General features: G+C 70.7%; 15 protein-coding genes, 1 tRNA gene and 2 pseudogenes. 10 read left to right on the top strand and 8 right to left on the bottom strand.

The window, feature by feature from the left end; translation table 11 throughout:
• Positions 1-153 precede the first annotated feature (153 nt).
• Both CED_RS08855 and CED_RS08850 read right to left on the bottom strand, forming a co-directional pair.
• The gene (locus CED_RS08855; protein ID WP_035909777.1) at positions 154-3,294 is read right to left on the bottom strand and encodes an AAA family ATPase; all 3,141 of its coding nucleotides are present in this window, start codon (positions 3,292-3,294) and stop codon (positions 154-156) included.
• The gene (locus CED_RS08850; RefSeq protein ID WP_035909776.1) at positions 3,294-4,469 is read right to left on the bottom strand and encodes an exonuclease SbcCD subunit D; all 1,176 of its coding nucleotides are present in this window, start codon (positions 4,467-4,469) and stop codon (positions 3,294-3,296) included. The genes CED_RS08855 and CED_RS08850 overlap by 1 nt, the downstream gene beginning before the upstream one ends.
• A 323-nt stretch (positions 4,470-4,792) precedes the next feature.
• On the opposite strand from CED_RS08850, the gene CED_RS08845 reads away from it, so the two are divergent.
• The 4 genes from CED_RS08845 (at position 4,793) to CED_RS08830 (ending at position 10,400) form a co-directional block, all read left to right on the top strand.
• A complete protein-coding gene (locus tag CED_RS08845) occupies positions 4,793-6,052 on the top strand; it encodes a glutamate-5-semialdehyde dehydrogenase (protein WP_011435671.1) in 1,260 nt (419 codons plus the stop codon).
• Positions 6,053-6,151: 99 nt separating this feature from the next.
• Positions 6,152-7,777, top strand: a complete 1,626-nt coding sequence (gene aceB / locus CED_RS08840) for a malate synthase A (RefSeq protein ID WP_011435672.1) — start codon at positions 6,152-6,154, stop codon at positions 7,775-7,777.
• Positions 7,778-7,965: 188 nt separating this feature from the next.
• Positions 7,966-8,853, top strand: coding sequence for a MoxR family ATPase (locus tag CED_RS08835; RefSeq protein WP_023840545.1), 888 nt, complete (start codon positions 7,966-7,968; stop codon positions 8,851-8,853).
• A 98-nt stretch (positions 8,854-8,951) separates the two neighbouring features.
• Complete coding sequence (locus tag CED_RS08830) at positions 8,952-10,400, top strand: VWA domain-containing protein (protein ID WP_011435674.1); 1,449 nt, start codon at positions 8,952-8,954, stop codon at positions 10,398-10,400.
• A gap of 14 nt (positions 10,401-10,414) precedes the next feature.
• Here CED_RS08830 and pgm read toward each other — a convergent pair whose 3' ends face one another.
• Entirely contained in the window at positions 10,415-12,115 is a 1,701-nt protein-coding gene (pgm, locus tag CED_RS08825) for a phosphoglucomutase (alpha-D-glucose-1,6-bisphosphate-dependent) (RefSeq protein WP_035909775.1), read from the bottom strand.
• 250 nt (positions 12,116-12,365) lie between these two features.
• On the opposite strand from pgm, the gene nadD reads away from it, so the two are divergent.
• From nadD to CED_RS08805, 4 genes are all read left to right on the top strand, one after another.
• Complete coding sequence (gene nadD / locus CED_RS08820) at positions 12,366-12,953, top strand: nicotinate-nucleotide adenylyltransferase (RefSeq protein ID WP_035909773.1); 588 nt, start codon at positions 12,366-12,368, stop codon at positions 12,951-12,953.
• A gap of 189 nt (positions 12,954-13,142) precedes the next feature.
• Positions 13,143-13,604, top strand: coding sequence for a ribosome silencing factor (gene rsfS / locus CED_RS08815; RefSeq protein WP_035909811.1), 462 nt, complete (start codon positions 13,143-13,145; stop codon positions 13,602-13,604).
• Positions 13,601-14,299 carry a histidine phosphatase family protein gene (locus CED_RS08810; protein ID WP_035909771.1) on the top strand — a complete coding sequence of 233 codons (699 nt, stop codon included), beginning with the start codon at positions 13,601-13,603 and terminating at the stop codon, positions 14,297-14,299. Before rsfS ends, CED_RS08810 begins: the two co-directional genes overlap by 4 nt.
• Positions 14,300-14,377: 78 nt before the next feature.
• A tRNA-Ala gene (locus CED_RS08805) sits at positions 14,378-14,451 on the top strand.
• A gap of 170 nt (positions 14,452-14,621) precedes the next feature.
• Here CED_RS08805 and CED_RS25185 read toward each other — a convergent pair.
• The 3 genes and pseudogenes from CED_RS25185 to CED_RS08795 form a co-directional block, all read right to left on the bottom strand.
• Positions 14,622-15,029, bottom strand: coding sequence for a hypothetical protein (locus CED_RS25185; RefSeq protein WP_035730048.1), 408 nt, complete (start codon positions 15,027-15,029; stop codon positions 14,622-14,624).
• Between the two features lie 370 nt (positions 15,030-15,399).
• A pseudogene (locus CED_RS25180) lies at positions 15,400-15,567 on the bottom strand (ISAs1 family transposase); the annotation flags it as partial.
• An 850-nt stretch (positions 15,568-16,417) separates the two neighbouring features.
• Entirely contained in the window at positions 16,418-17,089 is a 672-nt protein-coding gene (locus tag CED_RS08795) for a GPR1/FUN34/YaaH family transporter (protein WP_035909769.1), read from the bottom strand.
• A gap of 406 nt (positions 17,090-17,495) precedes the next feature.
• On the opposite strand from CED_RS08795, the pseudogene CED_RS08790 reads away from it, so the two are divergent.
• Positions 17,496-18,249: pseudogene (locus CED_RS08790) on the top strand (helix-turn-helix domain-containing protein); the annotation flags it as partial.
• Between the two features lie 171 nt (positions 18,250-18,420).
• Here the strand turns inward: CED_RS08790 and CED_RS24670 are convergent.
• Positions 18,421-18,588 (bottom strand): hypothetical protein, encoded by a 168-nt coding sequence (locus CED_RS24670; protein ID WP_157902431.1) that lies wholly within the window; start codon positions 18,586-18,588, stop codon positions 18,421-18,423.
• Between the two features lie 198 nt (positions 18,589-18,786).
• On the bottom strand, positions 18,787-19,047 hold the full coding sequence (locus tag CED_RS22385; RefSeq protein WP_023840550.1) for a hypothetical protein: 261 nt from the start codon (positions 19,045-19,047) through the stop codon (positions 18,787-18,789).
• A gap of 234 nt (positions 19,048-19,281) precedes the next feature.
• On the opposite strand from CED_RS22385, the gene CED_RS08785 reads away from it, so the two are divergent.
• The gene (locus tag CED_RS08785; RefSeq protein ID WP_011435683.1) at positions 19,282-20,061 is read left to right on the top strand and encodes an SDR family oxidoreductase; all 780 of its coding nucleotides are present in this window, start codon (positions 19,282-19,284) and stop codon (positions 20,059-20,061) included.
• Positions 20,062-20,100 lie beyond the last annotated feature (39 nt).

Genomic DNA, 20,100 nt, shown 5'->3' with positions numbered 1-20,100 from the left:
AATGATCTGATCCCTGGTCCGCTCGGCAATGCCGAAATGGCCGCCACCGGAATCCGGTGGCGGCCATTTCCGATCCCGGGTCCTGGCCTGGGGGCGGTTTTCCCGGCTAGGCCAGCCGAGTAGTGGTGTGCCCGGGTCAGTGGNGCGTCCGGGTCAGGACGTGGTCTCGACCCGGCTGCCGCCGACCCCTTTGACGACCCGGATTTGGTTCGGGATGCGCTGGCGCAGCTCGGTGACATGGCTGACGACGCCGACGAGCCGGCCGCCGGAACGCAGTTCGTCGAGAACGGTCATCACCTCGTCGAGGCTGTCCGGGTCGAGCGTGCCGAAACCCTCGTCGATGAACAGCGCGTCCATCCGCCGGCCTCCCGCCTCGGCCGTCACGACGTCGGCGAGCCCGAGGGCCAGTGACAGCGCCGCCTGGAAGGTCTCCCCGCCGGACAGGGTGGCGGTGTCGCGCCGCCGGCCGGTCCAGGCGTCGTCGACCAGCAGCCCGAGGCCGGCGCGCCGACGCTTGTCGCGGCTTTCCCCCGCGTCGTGCACCAGGGTGAACCGACCGCTGCTCATCGCCGCGAGCCGATGGCTGGCGGCGGCGGCCACCTCTTCCAACCGAGCCGCCAGCACGAAGCTGGACAGCGGCATGCGCTCGGTGTTGGCACCCCGCCCGGCGGCCAGATCGGCGAGGCCCCGCAGCTCGTCCGCCGCCTCCCGCAGCGGATCCAGGGTAGTGAGCTTCTCGGTGAACTCCGTGACCAGCGAGGCCAGCCGTTCGGCCCGTTCCCGGGCGCGTGCGGCCGTGGCGAGCGCGCTCTCGTGGACCTCGCGGGCGTCGGTCACGGCCGTCTCGTGGTCGGCCAGCGGGACCTCGGTGTCCGGATCGACGGCGAGATCCTCGCCCGCCAGCCTGGCCCCGACGGCGACGAGCTCGTCCCGATGGGCCCGGGCCTCGTCCGCGGCGCGGCGCATCCAGTCGGAGTCCCGCACGGCCTCGGCGGCGTCGTCCAGGTCGGAGAACCCCGCCTGCCGCGCCTGGTCGAGGGCGGCCGTCCCGGCGCGGATGTGTTCGGCCCGGGCCTGCTCGGCAGCCAGGGCCGCGGCCTGCGCGGCCTCGTGATCGGCGGCGAGGGCGGTGACGGCACGGCGGCGCGCGGCCAGGGCGTCGGGGTCGCATAGCTCCGCCGGAACGCCGGCGAGCCGTCGGGCGGCGCGGTCCCGGGCGTCCGCCGCGCGTTCCCGGGCCGCCTGCGCCGCGGTCCGTGCGGCGGAATGGCGGGCCGCGGTCTCCTTCTCGTTCTCGTGGACCTCGCGCAACGCGGCCTCCGCCGCGGCGAGCTTCTTCGCCGTCCGGGTCCGGGCGCGGACCGCGTGGGTCAGCACGGCGGCGAGTTCATCGAGCCGATCCGCGACCGGCGCCCCGGAGCCGCCCAGCAGCGTCGCGACCGGAAGCGCGCGGATCTCGGCGAAGGCCGCCTCGACGCGGTCGTCCGGGTTCGCGCTGTGGTCCGGGTTCGCGCTGTGGTCCGGGTCCGTTGGGCCGACCAGGTCGGCGTGCAGCGCCCGGACCCGGGACTCCCAGTGGGCCACCGCCCGGCTCGCCCTCGTCGCGGCGTCGGCGAGCCGGTCCGCCTCCTGCCCGGCCGCGGTCTCGGCGTCCTTGCTCACATGGTCGGCCCGGGTCTCGGCCGGGTCGGGATGCTCCAGGGCCCCGCAGACCGGACAGGGCGTGTCATGGACAAGCGCGGCGGCGAGTTCGGCGGTGATGGCGTCGAATCGCTGCTGCCGGAGGTCGGATGCGTGGGTCCGGGCCGCGGATGCGTCTCGTTCGGCCTCGTCGGCCACGGTCCGCACCTGCCGCCCCTCCCGGACGGCGGAGGCCAGCTCCTTGGCCCACCGGGCCCGTTCGACCAGGCCGGGCAGAGCGGCGCCGGCCCGCCGGGCGACCTCCACCCGGGCCTCGGCCGCGACGCGGGCGCGGGGCAGCGTGACGCTGATCGCCTCGGCGAGTTCGGCGGCGGACCGGGTGTAGGCGGCCGTATCCTGGTCGGCCCCGGCGGCCTCCTCGGCGTCCCGCTCGGCGGCGGCGAGGGTGTCGGCCAACGTTCCCAGTCGCCCGGTCTCGGTGTGGGCGAGGCGGGCCAGGCGGGCGAGTTCCTCGGCAGGTGCTTCGGCAGGTGCCTCGGCAGGCCTCCCGGTGCCCTCCTCGGGCAGCGGTCCCGAGGGGGCGGGTTCCCCGGGAAGGAGCCCGGATGGATGGCGTCCGAGCCGGTCCCGGGCGTCGCGTTCGGCGGCCTCGGCCCGGTGGACCTCGGCGGCGCGGCGGTGGACCTCGCCCAGGGCGGGTGCGACGACGGCGGCCCGGCGGGCCGCGTCCAGCTCGGTGGCGAGCAGCTCGATCCGGGGCGCCTGTGCCGCGAGCTCCTCCTGCCGGGCGGCCAGTACCCGGCGCTGCCCGACGCGTCGGGCGAGGTCGCGTGCCTGGTCCAAGGCCTCCTCGGCCGCGGTGCGCCGCGCTGCCGCCGCGCCGGCCGCCTCGTCGGCCGAGATGGCCGCCGCCGCGGCGGTCCTGGCGAGGTCCGAGGCCCAGCCGGCGTCAGCCGTCGGATCCTCCGGCTCGTCGACGGCCGCCACCTGCGAGACCCGGGCGGTCACCCGGTCGAGCTCGGCGCGGGCCAGCGCCAGCCGTTCGGCGGCGATCTTTGCCTGGTCCAGCAGCCACTGCTCGGCGTATTCGAAGCGGTTGACGTGGAACAGCCGCTTCAGGAGCTTCTCGCGCGCACCGTGGTCGGCTTGGAGGAAGTCGGCGAAGCGTCCCTGCGGGNGCATGATGACCTGGAAGAACTGCTTGTCGCTCATGCCGACGAGCAGGTCGATCTCATGGCCGACGTCCTCCATGCGGGTGGCGACCGTCTCCCAGCCGCCGGCGCCGTCGAACCGTTCCAGCCGCGCCGTCGGATGGGCGCGGGTCGTCCCGCCGCCGCGTTTCGGCTTGTCCCAGGCGGGGCCGCGGGTGATCCGGAAACGTCCCGCCGCCACAGTGAACTCCAGCGTCACCTCCGGCCGTAGGGATGCCGCGGCGTGGTGCGAGCGCAGGTCCGGCGGCCCGGAGACCTCCCCGCGCATCCCCGGCACCCGGCCGAACAGCGCGAACCCGACCGCGTCGAGCAGCGTCGTCTTGCCGCCCCCGGTCTCCCCGCAGAGCAGGAGCAGGCCGCCGCTGCCGAGGACGTCGAAATCGATCTCGACGGTGCCGGGGAAGGCGCCGAACGCCGCCAGGGTCAGGTGGTGGGGACGCATCAGGCGACTTCCTCCTCGGCCCGGCGGGCGGCGCCGAGGGCTTCGGCGAGCAGAGCACGTTCCCGAGCCGAGGGAGCGCTGCGTACATGGGCGACGAAGGCCTCGGCGATCTCCAGCTCCGAGCGTCCCCGGGTCCGCCGGCCGAAGCTGAGTATCTCGTCTGGTTCCGTCTCCNGTTCGTGCGCGAGTCGTAGGGCGAAGGGGAACCGGTGCTGCAACCGGGCCATGGCGTCCATGGGGCGGACGGGGTCGGTCAGCACGGCGGAGACGAAGTCGGCCTCNTGCGGGGCATGGGCGGGGTCGGTGAGGAGGTCGGCAAGACTGCCGCGCAGCAGGGTCATCCGCCGCCGGGCGGGAACGCCGATGCGGGTCACGTTCCCCAGCCCGGTCGGACCGATCTCGACGAGCAGCGACGCTTTCGCGTCGCCGGACTCCGAGAAGGAGTAGGCCAGTGGCGATCCGCTGTAGCGGACGGACGGGGCGATCGCCTGTGGCCGGTGCAGATGGCCGAGCGCGGTATAGGTGATCCCCTCGAACANCCGGGCCGGCACATTGCCCNCCCCGCCGACGCTGATGTCGCGTTCGCTCTCGCTCGCCGCCCCGCCGGTGACCCAGGCGTGCGCCACCACGACGGACCGGGCATCCGGATACCGTGCGAGGTCGGCCCGCACCGCGTGCATCGCCCGGTGCATCGTCGCGGCGGGGNTCCCGGCGGCCGGGACGTCCGAGCCAGATGGCGCCTGCGCCGGTTCGGGAAGCTGGGAGTTCGCCGCCGACGGCTCCAGGTAGGGGATCGCGTACACCCGGACCGCCCCGGCGGGATCCTCGACGACGACCGGATCCCCGACCGCGGCCGGATCCGTCCGGATGCGGACGCGGGGGTCGAGCAGGCCGGCCTTGTCGCCGAGCCGGCGGGCCNCGNCGTGGNTGNCACTGATCACCACNACCCNGGCGCCGGCATCGCGCAGTCGGGAGAGCGCCTCGTCGAAGAGCTCCAGCGCGCCCACCGGCGGGATCGCCCGATCGTGCACGTCGCCGGCGATGAGCACGACGTCAACGCCCTCGGAACGGACGACGTCGACGAGATGATCGACGAAGGCCGCCTGGGCCGGCATCAGGTCGTGACCGTACAGGCCACGCCCGAGATGCCAGTCGGACGTGTGCAGCGCACGCATGCGAGCACGGTAGGCAATCCCGTCGAGATGATCGTCATGGGGGTCCGAACTGCGCGCCTTTCTGGCTGTTCCGGTTATCACCGTTCCGGGTCCCTNCCTGTCGCGGACCTGGCGGATCGCGGATCTGGATAACGGGATAAGGAGATGAGCTGGATAACGGGATAAGGAGATGAGTAGGTCGCGGATGCAGGGATGAGCAGGTGACGGATGCGGGTGTAGGTGACGGATGCGGGTGAGGAGCGATGAACGGCACGACCGCCGAGCCACCGGTAGCCTCGTAGCGGCGGGCAGCGCCGCGGCGCCCGCCTAACGGAGGACCCGAGATGAGCACCTCTGCGGAGGATGTCCGAGGCAGCGCCGTCCGTGCCAAGGCGGCGGCGGCCCTGCTGGCGCCGCGCAGCCGCGCCGAGAAGGACCGCGCGCTGCTCGCCATGGCCGACGCGTTGATCGCCCGTTCCGCTGAGATTCTCGCCGCGAACGCCGAGGACCTCGCCGCCGCGCGGGCGGCGGGCACCGCCGGGGCGATGGTCGATCGGCTCACCCTCACCCCGGCCCGGCTCGCCGGCATGGCCGACGGCCTGCGTCAGGTCGCGGCGTTGGAGGACCCGGTCGGCGAGGTCGTGCGCGGCCGGGTGTTGCCGAACGGGATGGAGCTGCGCCAGATCCGGGTCCCCCTCGGTGTCGTCGGGATCATCTATGAGGCCCGGCCGAACGTCACGGTGGACGCCGCGGGCCTGTGTCTCAAGAGCGGCAACGCCGCGTTGCTGCGCGGGAGCGCCTCCGCGGTACGTTCCAACACCGCGCTGGTGGCGGTGCTGCGCGGCGCCGCCGTCGCGAGCGGCCTGCCGGCGGACGCGGTGCAGCTCGTCCCCGGGATGGACCACGATGCGGTCAAGCACCTGATGCGGCTGCGCGGGCTCGTCGACGTGCTCATCCCGCGGGGTGGCGCGGGTCTGATCCGGGCGGTCGTCGAGGAGTCGACGGTGCCCGTCATCGAGACCGGGGTCGGCAACTGCCACGTGTATGTGGACGCCGAGGCCGACCTCGACCAGGCGCTCGCGATCACCGTCAACGCGAAGACCCAGCGGGTCTCGGTGTGCAACTCGGCGGAGACCCTGCTCGTGCACGCCGGCGTGGCCGGGGAGTTCCTGCCCCGGGTGCTGGCCGCTCTGCACGATGCCGGGGTCACCGTGCACGGCGACGAGACGGTGTGCGCCGTCGATCCTCGGGTGCTGCCCGCCACCGACGACGACTGGGCGGCCGAGTACCTGTCGTTGGATATGGCCGTCGCCGTCGTCGACTCCCTCGACGACGCGGTCGCGCACATCCGGCGCTGGGGCAGCGGGCACACCGAGGCGATCGTCACGCGGTCCCTGCCGGCGTCGCGGCGGTTCATCACGACCTGCGACAGCGCGGCCGTCATGGTGAACGCCTCGACCCGTTTCACCGACGGGGAGCGGTTCGGGATGGGCGCCGAGATCGGCATCTCGACCCAGAAGCTGCACGCCCGCGGCCCGATGGGGCTGCCCGAGCTGACCTCGACGACGTGGGTCGGCGTCGGCGACGGGCATCTGGTCACCTGAGGCCCGGGTCACCTGAGGCCCGGGTCACCTGAGGCCCGGGTCACCGGGCCCGCCGGATCGGGCCGTCCGGGACGCAACGGAACCGGGAAGGGAATAGGTATGGGCTCGTTGGACGGGGTGACGGTGCACGGGGTGTCCGCGGTGCGGACCGTGCCGGGGCTCACCGCGGAGCAGGTCGACGCGGTGCTCTCCGACAACGCGCTGGCCTTCGTCGCCGGGTTGCACCGCACGTTCGCCGGCCGGCGTGCCGAACTGCTCGCCGCCCGGGCCGCCCGCCGCGCCGCGATCGCAGCCGGGGCCACCCTGGATTTCCTGCCGCAGACCGCCGACATCCGGGCCGGGAACTGGCGGGTCGCGTCGCCGGCGCCGGGGCTGGTCGACCGTCGGGCCGAGATCACCGGCCCGACCGACGCCAAGATGCTCATCAACGCGCTCAACAGCGGTGCCCGGGTCTTCATGGCGGACCTCGAGGACGCCAACGTGCCGACCTGGTCGAACATGGTCGTCGGACAGCACAACCTGAGTGAGGCCGTCGCCGGCACGCTCGCCTTCACCTCGCCCGACGGCCGTCGTTACGAGCTCGACGAGTCCACGGCGACGCTCGTGGTGCGCCCGCGCGGCTGGCACCTGCCGGAGCGGCACGTCACCGTCGACGGGGAGCCGATCGTCGCCGCGCTCTTCGACGCCGGAATGTACCTGGTCCGCAACGCGCACGCCCTGCGGGCTACGGGCGTGGCGCCGTACTTCTACCTGCCGAAGCTGGAGAGTCATCTCGAGGCCCGGCTGTGGAACGACGTGTTCACCGCGGCGCAGGCCGAGCTCGGCCTGCCCGTCGGCACCATCCGGGCGACCGTTCTCATCGAGACGCTGCCCGCCGCCTTCGAGATGGAGGAGATCCTCTACGAGCTGCGGGAGCATTCCGCCGGACTCAACGCTGGCCGCTGGGACTACATGTTCTCCACCATCAAGACGTTCGCGTCCCGGCCGACTGAGTTCCTGCTGCCCGACCGCAACGGCGTGACGATGACGGTGCCGTTTCTGCGCGCCTACACCGAGCTGCTGGTCTCCACCTGTCATCGCCGCGGCGCGCACGCGATCGGCGGGATGGCGGCGTTCATCCCGTCGCGGCGCGACCCCGAGATCAACGCCGCGGCCCTGGCGAAGGTGCGCGCCGACAAGGAGCGGGAGTCCGCGGACGGGTTCGACGGGAGCTGGGTGGCGCACCCTGACCTGGTGCCGGTGTGCACCGAGGTCTTCGATGCGGTGCTCGGCGACGAGCCGAACCAGCTCACCCGGTTGCGTGACGACGTCAAGGTCGGCGCCGGCGACCTGCTGGCGGTGCGCGACACTCCGGGTTCCGTCACCGCGGCCGGGGTCCGCGGGAACATCAGCGTCGGGGTGCGCTACCTGGAGAGCTGGCTGCGCGGGATCGGGGCGGTCGGCATCGACAACCTGATGGAGGACGCCGCCACCGCTGAGATCTCCCGTAGTCAGATTTTCCAGTGGATAGCCGCCGGGGTCGTGCTCGACGACGGCCGTCCGGTCACGGCCGATCTGGTCCGGACCGCTCTGGCGGAGGTGCTGGACCAGATCCGGCTCTCCATCGGCGCCGCCGCCTTCGACAACGGTCGCTGGAAGGACGCGGCGGCGGTGTTCGAGGAGACGGCGCTCGGCGAGACCTTCGTCGAGTTCCTTACTCTTCCCGCCTACGAGCGGATCGACTGAACCGGCGAACACCTGGGCGAACACCTCGGGAGAATCCTCGGGTGAACCGGCGGCGAACAGGTCGATGAGCAGCCCGTGGATATCCACCCGGCGGACGGTGGCGCGCAAGGCGTAGTCACTCGTCTGCGGCGCCAGCCTGGCAGTATGGACGTGGCGATGCCTGACACGGGGACGGACGGAAGGTGGCCATGTCGCTGCAGGAACACGCTTTCGCCGACGTCGCTGATGTGCGGGAACGGCTTCGCGTGACCGGATACCTCGCGGACGAGGCGATTGCCACCACGGTCTTCCTCGCGGATCGGCTGCGTAAACCGCTGCTTGTGGAGGGGCCCGCGGGTGTCGGTAAAACCGAGCTCGCGAAGGCGCTGGCGACCGCGGTTGGCGCCGAGCTCATTCGGCTGCAGTGCTACGAAGGGCTTGATGAAGCTCGCGCACTGTACGAATGGAACTACAAGAAGCAACTGCTGCGCATTCAGGCCGGATCGGGAGACGGCGGCGCCGAGGGTTGGCAGCAGGCCCACGACGACATCTTCAGCGAGGAGTTCCTGCTCTCCCGGCCGCTGCTGACGGCGATCCGCCGCCAGCAGCCGACGGTGCTGCTCGTCGACGAGACCGACAAGGCCGACGTCGAGGTGGAAGGCCTGCTGCTGGAGGTGCTGTCCGACTTCCAGGTGACGATTCCGGAGCTCGGTACCATCAGCGCCACCCGCCGTCCCTTCGTCATCCTGACCTCCAACGCGACGCGGGAGCTGTCCGAGGCGCTCAAGCGGCGCTGCCTCTACCTCAACCTGGACTATCCCTCGGCCGAGCGGGAGAAGGAGATCGTGCTCTCCCGGGTGCCCGATCTCCCGGAGAGGCACGCCGAATCGTTGGTCCGGATCGTCCGCGCGTTGCGGGCGATGGAACTGAAGAAGGCGCCCTCCATCGCCGAGACCATCGACTGGGGTCAGACCGTGCTCGCGCTCGGATTCGACACGTTCGACGAGGCCGCCGTCGCCTCGACCCTCGGCGTCGTCCTCAAGCACGCCAGCGACCAGGCCCGAGCCATCAGTCACCTCAAGCTCGGCGCGAACTGAACAGCCCGAGCCGAACCCATCGAACTGATCGAATTCATCGAACCGATTGCCAGCTGACGGCCGTCGCCACGGCCGCACGTCCACGAGGGGGCGCCGGCATGAATCTGCTGGACCGCACCGTCGATTTCACCGCGGCGTTGCGCCGGGCCGGTGTCCCGGTGAGCAGCGCTGAGACCGTGGATGCCGCCAGGGCCGTCGGCGCGCTGGGCTGGGCCGAGCGGGACGCCGTCCGGGCGGCATTCGCGGCGACCCTGTGCAAGCGGCCACTGTACCGGCCGGCTTTCGACACTCTGTTCGACCTGTACTTCCCGCCCCGGATCGGGGACGGGGTGTCGCTGGACGACCTGGACGACCTGGACGACCTGGACGGCGACCCGGCCGGGGCGGCGAACGGCGCGGCGGCGAACGCCGGCGTCGACCCCGGCGAGCTGTCGCCCGAGCAGCTGGAGGAGCTGCGTCAGGCGCTGCGCGACCAGTTGCTCGACGCGCTGCGCGACGGCAACGACGAGGCGCTGCGCGCGCTCGCCCGGCAGGCGGTGAGCGCGTTCGGGTCGGCGCGCGGCAGCTCCGCCCGCTCGTGGTTCATCTACCGGGTGCTGCGGATGATGTCGGCGGAGACCCTCATCGTCGATCTGCTCGCGGCGATGCTGGCAGATTCCGAACGTGGCGGACTCGCCGAACGGGCCGCCCGGCAGACCATCACCGACCGGATCCGCGAGTTCGAGGAGATGGTGTCCACCGAGGTGCGGCGGCGGATGGCCGAGGAACGCGGCCTCGATGCGGTCGAGCGCACCGCGGTGAAGCCGCTCAGCGACCAGGTCGAGTTCCTGCGAGCCTCCCAGCGGGACCTGGTGGAGCTGCGCAGGCAGGTCTACCCGCTCGCCCGGCGGCTGGCGACCCGGCTGACCGCGCGGCGCCGGTTCGGCCGCATCGGCCGGCTGGACTTCCGGCGCACGGTGCGGGCATCGCTGGCCACCGGCGGCGTACCGGTGGAGACCAGGCACCGCCCGCACAAGCCGCACAAACCCGAGCTGGTCGTGCTGTGCGACGTCTCCGGCTCGGTGGCCTCGTTCGCGCATTTCACCCTGATGCTGACCCATGCGCTGCGCGAGCAGTTCGCCAAGGTCCGGGCGTTCGCCTTTATCGACACGACCGACGAGGTCACCAGGTACCTGCGTGGCCTCGACCTCGGCGACATGATGGCCCGCATCTCCGGAGAGGCGGACCTCGTCTGGTTCGACGGGCACAGCGACTACGGGCATGCCATCGAGGTCTTCGCCGAGAAGTACCCCGAGGCGGTCGGTCCCAAGACGTCGTTGCTGATCCTCGGCGACGCCCGGAACAACTACCGACCGACCTCGGCGACCATCTTCAGGCGACTGTGCTCGCGGGCCCGGCACTCCTACTGGCTCAACCCGGAGCCGCGCAGCTACTGGGGCTCGGGCGACTCGGCGACAAACGTGTACGCCGAGCTCGTTGACGAGATGGTGGAGTGCCGCAACATCGAGCAGCTCCAGGCGTTCATCGGGCGGCTTCTTCCGTCCTGACGGGTCCGGCAGGATCAGCCGCGGGCGAGGGCGGCGTCAACGATCGACTGTGCCTCCGTGATGACCTCGTCGAGATGTCCGGGGCCCCGGAAGCTCTCCGCGTAGACCTTGTAGACGTCCTCGGTGCCGGAGGGCCGGGCGGCGAACCAGGCGTCGTCAGTGACGACCTTCNCCCCGCCGATCGCCGCGCCGTTGCCCGGCGCGTGCGACAGCGCGGCGGTCACCGGCGAACCGGCGAGCGTCGTCGCGCTGAGGCTCTCCGGGGTGAGCGCGGCCAGGATCTTCTTCTGCGCNGGGGNGGCCGGCGCGTCGACCCGCCGGTAGGCCGGGGCACCGTGGACATTGGTGAGCTCCCGGTACAACTGCCCGGGGTCCCGGCCGGTGACCGCCGTCATCTCGGCGGCGAGCAGGCAGGCGATGATCCCGTCCTTGTCGGTCGTCCACACCGCGCCGTCGCGGCGCAGGAACGACGCGCCCGCGCTCTCCTCGCCGCCGAAGCCCAGGTTCCCGTCGGTCAGGCCGGCCACGAACCACTTGAAGCCCACCGGCACCTCGACCACGTCGCGGCCGAGGCCCACTCCGACCCTGTTGATCATGCTGGAGCTGACCAGCGTCTTGCCGATCGCCGTCCCGGTCGGCCAGCCCGGGCGGTGGCCGAACAGGTAGGCGATGGCCGCGGAGAGGTAGTGGTTCGGGTTTAACAGCCCGGCCGTGCCGGTGACGATGCCGTGCCGGTCGGCGTCGGCGTCGTTGGCGAGGGCGACGTCGAACGAGCCGGCCAGCCGCACCAGGGAGGCCATCGCGTACGGCGACGACGGATCCATCCGGATCCTGCCGTCCCAGTCGGTCGTCATGAAGGCGAAGGTCGGGTCGATCGTGGTGTTCACCACGTCGAGGTCCAGCTTGTACCGCTCGGCGACGGCCTGCCAGTACACGAGGCTCGCCCCACCGAGCGGGTCGACGCCGATGCGCACCCCGGCGCCGCGGATCGCGTCGAGATCGATGACGTCGCCGAGGTCCGCGACATAGGCGCCGACGTAGTCGTGGACCACGGCGGCGGCGCGCGCCTGCGGGTACGGCACCCGGGCCACGCCCGCGAGGCCACCGTCGAGCAGGGCGTTCGCGCGATCCTGGATGACCTTGGTGACGCCGGTGTCCGCCGGACCGCCGTGCGTCGGGTTGTACTTGAACCCGCCGTCGGCGGGCGGATTGTGCGACGGCGTGACGACGATGCCGTCGGCGAGGCCGCGCGCCGGGCCGGTCGCGCCGGTGGCGCCGGTGGTGTCCGTCCTGCCCGTCCTGTTGCTTGGCGTGCGCTCGCGGTTGTGGCGCAGGATCGCGTGCGAGATCACCGGGGTCGGGGTGGCCTCGCCGTCCGGGGCGATGCATACCGTGACGCCGTTCGCGGCGAGGACCTCCAGGGCGCTCGCGAGCGCGGGCGCCGACAGTGCGTGCGTGTCGATCCCGACGAACAGCGGTCCGTCGACGCCTGCCTCCTTCCGGTAGTCGCAGATCGCCTGGGTGGTGGCCAGGATGTGGTCGGCGTTGAAGGAGCCGCGCAGCGCCGAGCCACGATGACCGGACGTGCCGAACGACACCCGCTGGGTCGGATCGGCGGGATCGGGATGGATCTCGTGGNAGGNGGCGAGCAGGCCGTCAACGTCAACGAGATCCTCGGGGGCGGCGGGTTGCCCCGCACGCGGACTGGTCGGCATGGGCGGGGCCTCCTCGCGGGGGGACGGGGCCGGCCTGCGGCCTGTGGTCAGCCTAGCCGGGTGGGCCGTTCCGGGACTGGCCCGCTTGCGGCGGGCACGGCGGTGGGCGTGAGACCGATGAGCGTGAGGCGCCGGTGGGTGTGAGGCGCCGGTGGGTGTGAGGCGCCGGTGGGTGTGAGGCTTTGTGGCACATCTCCCGCCGGGCTGCGCCAGACGGGCACGTGCGGTGATGCGGGGTTAGTGTCCGGTCGTGCGCCTCGGTGTCATGGGTGGGACCTTCGACCCCGTCCACAACGGGCACCTCGTCGCAGCCAGTGAGGTGGCCGCCCTGTTCGATCTGGACGAGGTGGTCTTCGTGCCGAGCGGGCAACCCTGGCAGAAGATCCATCGCAAAGTCTCCGCCGCCGAGGACCGCTATCTGATGACCTTCCTCGCGACGGCGGGGAACCCGCAGTTCACGGTCAGCCGGATCGAGATCGACCGGGGTGGCGCCACCTACACCATCGACACCCTGCGAGACCTGCGTGCGGCGCGACCGGACGACGAGCTGTTCTTCATCACGGGGGCGGACGCGCTCGCGCAGATCTTCACCTGGCGTGACCACCGCGAGCTGTTCGAACTGGCCCACTTCGTCGGCGTGAACCGGCCCGGTTACCACCTCGCGCTGGACGCCGGCCTCCCGACCGGCGCCGTCAGCCTGCTGGAGGTCCCGGCGCTGGCGATCTCCTCGTCCGACATCCGGGAACGGGTTGGCCGCCGGGCGCCGATCTGGTNCCTCNCCCCAGACGGGGTCGTGCGCTACATCGCCAAGCGGCGTCTCTACCAGGGTGCTTCCTGACCCGCCGAGCCGTCCGGACGGGCCACCGGGCCAGGCGATATCTCGATTTTTCGGCCCGTCATGGACGCGAGGAGTGCCCTGCCCGCGCGTCGATGTGTCACGCTGGATGCAGCCGTCCGGCCCCGGACGGTGCGCGAGGTAGCCGAAGACGGATGCCTCCCGCCCGTCACCACCCTGGAGAACCCGAGCGTGACCGCTTCCCCGCGAGCCGTCGAACTCGCCCTCGCCGCCGCGCAGGNAGCCGCCGACAAGCTCGGCCATGACCTGCTCATCCTCGACGTGAGCGATCGGCTGGCCATCACCGACTGCTTCGTGCTCGCATCCGCGGGCAACGAGCGGCAGGTCAAGGGTATCGTCGACGAGATCGAGGAGCACCTGCGCCGGCTGGGAGCCAAGCCCGTCCGGCGGGAGGGAGAGCGGGAGGGCCGCTGGGTCCTGCTCGACTTCGTCGACGTGGTGGTGCACGTGCAGCGGGACGAGGAGCGGGTCTACTATGCCCTCGAACGGCTCTGGAAGGACTGCCNGGTGATCCCGTTCGTCGACGCGGCGGTCGGGGTCGCGGTCGGGGCCGGTGTCTCCTCGGGGTCCACCGCGGCGAGCGGCGGCTCGGGCTCGGGGGTGGCCGGGCCCGGTACGGCGACCCCACGGTGAGGCTGCTGCTCTGGCGGCACGGCAGGACCACCTGGAACGACGTCGGCCGCTTCCAGGGGCACGCGGATCCGCCCCTCGACGCCACCGGGCGTGCCCAGGTCGCCGCGGTGGCCCCGGTCATCCAGGCGATGCGCCCGGAACTCGTCGTGTCGTCCGACCTGCAACGTTGCCGGGACACCGCGGCGGCGCTCGGCGTGCCCTTCCGCTCCGACGCGCGGCTGCGCGAGATCGATCTCGGCGCGTGGTCCGGGCTGACCGCTGCCGAGGCGGCCCAACGCTTCCCCGCGGAGGATCGGGCCTGGCGGCGCGGGGATGACGTGCCCCGTGGCGGTGGCGAAACCTACCGGCAGGNGGCGGAGCGGGCCGGCACGGTCTTCGACGAGGTCCGGGCCGAGGGGTTTCCGGCCGAATGGGACGGTCTCGTCGTGTTTGTCCTGCACGGCGGTACTGCCCGGTCACTGATCGGTCATGTGCTCGGCCTTCCACCGGAGTTCTGGTGGCACTTCGGACCGCTCGCCAACTGCCGGTGGTCCGTCCTGCGGCTCGTCGAGGGNGGGTTCCGCCTGGTCGAGCACAACGCGGGGCCGCTGGCTGGTAAGGTCGGGACCGCCGGATCGGGGCTAACCGAGACGCTCCTGCCGAGCCAGGGGGCGCCGACAGCAGCCGACACGGAGCCTGTACACTTGCCGAAGTAGTCCATCAGGACAGGTTTGGTGCCCGGGTGGGGTACAAGACCGGATTTGCTCGGGTCTGATATAAAATGAATAGCAGTTGGGGCTGTGGCGCAGTCTGGTAGCGCATCACACTGGCAGTGTGAGGGTCAGGGGTTCGAATCCCCTCAGCTCCACCCTAGAGTTGTTGTTAGAACCCTTGCCCCAATGCCACTGACGCTAAGTCGATCGAGCTGCGGGTTCAGCGGGTTGGTGAACCTGATCGTGGGTGGCGCATTGTGCTGGGTGCCGCGTTGGCCGGGTGATGTCGGCGGCGAGTGGCCGCAGCACACGGTGATGCTGGTCATCAGGGGGGAAAAACCGGGTCGGTGACGACCCGGTCGCGGATGATCATTACGGTGCGCGGGAACTTGATCCGGTCGGGGTCGATCCCGGCGGCGGTTGCGGCCCGACACCTCAGGGCGCTGATCGCGTGGTGGGTGAGCAGGTAGCCCCAGATTTCCTGGTAGACGGTGTCGGGGTGCTTGGAGCGCAGGACCTTCCCTGGGCCGCGTAGGTAGGTCTTGGGCTGCTTGTTGCCGGTTTCGATGTGCCAGTGGCCGCGAGCAGCGCGGCCCCGGCCTGGGCGAAGCTGAGGCTGGTGAGGGCATAGACGCTCTCCCGGGAAGCCGGCCGTCCTTTCTCCCGGCGCCAGCGGTGCGGACGGATCGCCTGGACCGCGTGTCGAGATTCGCGCGGACCGTGTGCAGAGCATCGGCCGTGACCAGCACGTTCGTCAGGTCCAGCGGCCGCAGTAACCGACGGAACACCGCGGTCTCGTTGGTCTTGGCCTCGACCTCGACCTGGGCGAGTAGCCGTCCGTCGCCGTGGCTGGCCACGCCGACAAGGTGCACCTTGGACCCGTCAGCGCGCTTCGCGTGCCGGCTCGTCTTCCCGTCGAGGGCGACCGCCGACTCCACCGGCTGGCAGCCGTGGCCCGGATCCACCGGGGCAGCGGACGGTTCGGTTCGCTGGTCGGTATCGTCCCCCTGCTCGGCGGGCGGGTCCGGGTCCAACGGCGGATCGAGCAGAGCCACGGCGAGCTCACCGTCGTCCACGGCCTGAAGGAAGCAGTGGATCGTCGCCGTGCTCGGCAGCCGCCATCCGGCGAACGGGTCCCAGGGCAGCCGCAGCCGCGCACGTTCGGCGCCGCTGGTCCGCGCCAGCCACGCCCGGACCGCCGACACCCGGTGGTGCCCCGCAGCCGTCAGCGAGCACAGCCACACCGCGGCCAGGCACAGCCACGAATACACCCGCCCCCGCGTCGACCGTGGATCGGTCACCCGATCCAACCGCTCCCAGATTCCCTCACGCGACACCTCGCCAGCACCCGGCACACCGGCGGCATCGCGCGACAATGCGCCCACAGGCACGCCGCACTCCAGACCACGAGGACTTCAGACATCCCAGTGATCTACAAGCGGCGTGCCTGCTTCTTCGCCTACGACACGTGGCCCAGCCGTGCCCACAGCCCAGCGCAAAACCCCTCTACCGTCACCGATCACCCGAAACGGAAGGAACGCCTATTCCCGTCAAACCGCGTTCGTGCAAGAGTCCTGAACCGGACCCACGCCACCACCCGCTCACAAGGCGAACGAGGATTCGCGGTCCTCAAGAACTGGCACATATTCGACCGTTTCCGCGGCTGCCCACGCCGCGTCGGCACCTTCGCCCAGGCCGTCCTCGTCCTCGCTAGCGAGGGCCATTAGAACAACCAACTTTGAAAAGGCTCAATGACTCTGTCATGTCGGTTTCCACACGGTGGCGCCCGCAGCTGCGAGAACCCGAGCAGGCTCGGTGTCGATGCCGCGGGCGCCACCAGTGGCCAGCGCTGCCTGGCCGTTCAGACGAAATTGATCTTTGTCGCTTGTTCTTTGTTCTTTTTGGTGTTATGGCGTTATGGCCGTTGGCTCGGGGATGGAATCATCGGTGAACGTGCCACCATTTTCGACGTTGATGACGATTCCCATCGGCCTCTCCATTTACCTGCTCGGTGAACCGGATCGCAATCACCAATGTCGATTATGAATCTGATGGCAGGTGCAAGAAATTTTCATCAGTACGCGTCGGCCCGGCTATCTATGGCAATCGTATCGCGGCATGCTATCCGGAGATGACCGGCTTGCCGNGNGGCAGNCCCTNCCCGCCGGTCTCGGTGAACATGAGGTCGAGGTACAGGTAGACCGCGACCGCGATGAAGGCGAACACGACGTAGCCGCCGGCGTGGGTGAGGGCGGTGCTGGTGTTGATGGNGCCGAGTAGCAGCAGCACCAGCGCGACGTCAACGAGCCCGAGCAGCAGAGTGTAGCTGCTGGGCAGGCGCAGGGTGGCCACGGTGAACAGGACGATGGTGACCAGCCAGCTGATGAGCCACAGCTCGGTGCTCCTGGTGGCCTGATCGGCGGGGNTGTTGTACCAGTTGTGGCCGAGACCGAGGACGAACGCGGCGTAGCTGCCGTAGAACCCGAAGAACACTGCGAACAGGCTGGCCGCGGCGTTCTGCCCGAGCGCCGCCGCCCAGATCGCGGAGATCAGGAGACCGACGGTGGTGGCGGTCATGATAACGGGTATGGCTGCGCCGGCCGCGGCGGGCGGAAGCCACCCGGTGTCGACCAGCCCGAGGCCGACGGCCCCGGCGATGAAGGTGGGGATACCGATCACGCCCGGGTTGCCGCGCAGCGGGCTGAGGGGCGGCGGAGTGGGTAACGCCTCGGCTTCGTTTGGTAACGGCTGTGAGTGGGTGGCGACGGTGGCGCTGTCAGTGCTGGTGGTCATCGGGATCATCCTCCTGAAGGGGCCGTTTCCGAGGCGGCCCGCCGTGTGTACTGCGGGTGCAGGGGGTGGAGGAGGGCCGGACGTGCCGTGGGGGACTACGCCGTCCCCGTCCTATGTCGGTGAGGCAGTGTCCGGCCTTCCCAGTTTTGCTGGGGTTGCTTGCCGTCGTGTCACGCAGCGGGCTACGCGAAACGAACGCGGGGTTTAATAATGCCTTCCTCCTTGGTTTCCTTCAACCTGAAGGCGCATTCGACTTCGTCAAACCCGACATCTGGGTCGTCATCGCCAGTGTGATGTCCATAAACGTTTGCTGGGTCGGGAGGCGCCGGGTGGGGCTGGCGCTGCCCGGGGGCGGGATGTGCACTGTCGGTACCGACGTGTGTGACCGGTGCCGGGAGGTGGGCGTATGGCACAGCGTGTGCGGGCGCGGCGGCTGACCGGGGAGGAAAGCCGCCAGGTGCAGGCGATCGTGCGGCGGGGGACGCACTCCTCGGTCCGGGCCCGCCGGGCGACGATCATCATGGCATCGGCCGGCGGGACGACGGTGCCGGCGATCGCCCGGCTGGTTGCCGCTGACGAGGGCACGGTCCGGGATGTGATCCACCGGTTCAACGAGATCGGTCTGGCCTGCCTGGACCCTCGGTGGGCCGGAGGCCGTCCCCGCCGGATCAGCTGTGAAGACGAGGCGTTCATCATCGCGGTGGCCCGGACCCGTCCCACGAAACTGGGGCGGCCGTTCACGCACTGGAGCCTGCGTAAACTCGCCGACTACCTGGGCGACAACCCCGACCGGGTCGTCACCGTCGGCCGGGAACGGCTGCGTCAGCTCTTGGGCCACCACCGGATCTCCTTCCAACGGACGAGAACCTGGAAGGAGTTCACCGATCCGGACAAGGAGGGAAACTCGACCGGATCGAGTACCTGACCGCCACCTGCCCGAACCGCTGCTTCGCCTTCGACCAGTTCGGCCCGGTGCGCACCGTCGTCATCGCCAGCTCCGACCACCCCAACCACACCGTGCTCGCCCGCGAACCGCAGGCCTACCCGCGCGGGCGCAACGCCGACGGCCCGCTACCCCGCCCGTCTTGGCCGCGCAACGCCGCGAACGCGCCCGCGTCCGCTCTGAACGCCAGCAACGCTGGGGACGCCCCGCACCCAAGCCGCCTAACCCAACCCAGCGAACATTTATGGACACCGCGCTAACGGTCGGCGTGTGCTTGGTGCTCGTGGCGCCCCGGCCACAGTGGTCGGCGGGACATCTCTGAACGTATGGAGGAGATCCTTGCCAGCGAGGCGGCATCCATCAGAAACTCCCGAGGGGACTGACGCCTTCAGACGTCAGGGGAACTGGAGGACGCGCTGCGTACCCATTTCGCGCTCTGATGTCGTGACGCCGCCAAGGTGTGTCCGACAGGACGCGGCGGCACCCCGGACACCCCGGTCGACACCCCGACCACCGCGGCGAGCTCGTCGGCGGTCTCCGCACCATCGGCGATCACCTGGCTGCCGACGCCGTCGGCGAAGCGGACGAGGGCGTCGACTCGTTAGGCATGGTACCCTCTCGGACCCGTATGTCCGTCTACAGAGAGTAGAAACGATATTTCTCGGAGTTGTCTCGGTGATGTCGATGGCCGCTCCGCGGGCGGGTGGCGGGCCGCCGGGCTGATCCGGGTCGGCTGGAGCGCATCCGGTCCGGATCAGCCCGGATGCGTGCCGACGGTGTCGCGGAGCTCGGCACCGAGGCGGCCGTCCGAAACCCGGGCACAGTGGGCGCAGCAGAAGAACCGCCCGGATACCTCGACGCCGTGCCCGATAATGCGGCAGTCGCAATGTTCGCAGCGGGGGGCAAGTTTTGCCACAGCGCATTCAAAGCAGTCAAAGGTGTATTTCTCGCCACTTATAACCTGCACCTCGAACGACATCCAGTAGTCGTTACCGCAGGTGTCGCACCTGGCCATCGTCCCGCCCCCTCTCGCCGGTCCCGACGTTAGACCGGGTGGATGCTGATCGCATCTTCCGCCCTCGGTATGTTCATCATGTCGATCGATGGGAACGGCGGGCCGATCACCCGGNAGCTGCCCAGGTCGTCAGGACCGGTGGCGCCCGTCGCGGATGGTCGGGCGGNCTGCCGGCCGGCCGCGGCTGGCCTGCCTCATCGAAAACTGCGACCGGAGCGAGGCGACAGGAGCGGGATGGATCTTCAGCTGGCGGGCAAGGTGGTGCTGGTGACCGGCGGCTCGAACGGGCTGGGAGCCGCCCTGGTGCGGACGCTGGCCGCCGAGGGGGCGCGGGTGGCCTTCTGCGGGCGCGACGAGACGCGGCTGCGGGAGGTCGCCGGGCAGGCGCAGGCCGGCGGTGGCGAGGTTCTCGCCGTACCTGCCGATGTGACCAGCATCACTGACCTCGAACGTTTCGTCGCCACCGCCGTCGACCGCTGGAACGCCGTCGACGCCCTGGTGAACAACGCCGGCGCCAGCGCGGGCGGTACGTTCGAGAACCAGACCGACGAGGTCTGGAACGCCGATCTGGAGCTGAAGCTGCACGCGGCGATCCGGGCCTCCCGGCTGGTGTTGCCGTACCTGCGGCGCGCGGGCGGTGGCGGCATCGTGAACTCACTGTCCGTGGCGGCCAGAGCCCCCAGCGCCGGTTCCACCCCGACCTCCGTCACCCGGGCCGCGGGCCTCGCGCTCACCAAGGCCCTGTCCAAGGAGCTCGGCCCGGACCGGATCCGGGTCAACGCGGTGCTGATCGGCCTGGTGGAGAGCGGGCAGTGGGATCGGGCGGCGGCCCGAGAGAACATCACGGTCGACGAGCTGTACGAACGGATGGGGCGGACCTCCGGAATCCCGCTCGGTCGGGTGGGCCGGGCCCAGGAGTTCGCCGATCTGGTCGCGTTCCTGCTCTCCGCGCGGGCCGCCTACATCACGGGTGCGACGATCAACCTCGATGGCGGCCTCAGCCCGGTAGCCTGACGGCAGACGGCCGGCCGATCAACCGGCGCGCGGGGTTTC

The sequence above is a fragment of the Frankia sp. CeD genome (genome assembly GCF_000732115.1).
Classification (GTDB): Bacteria; Actinomycetota; Actinomycetes; order Frankiales; family Frankiaceae; genus Frankia; species Frankia casuarinae.
The sequence above is the reverse complement of the archived record's forward strand: the minus strand, read 5'-3'. Positions and strand labels throughout refer to the sequence as shown.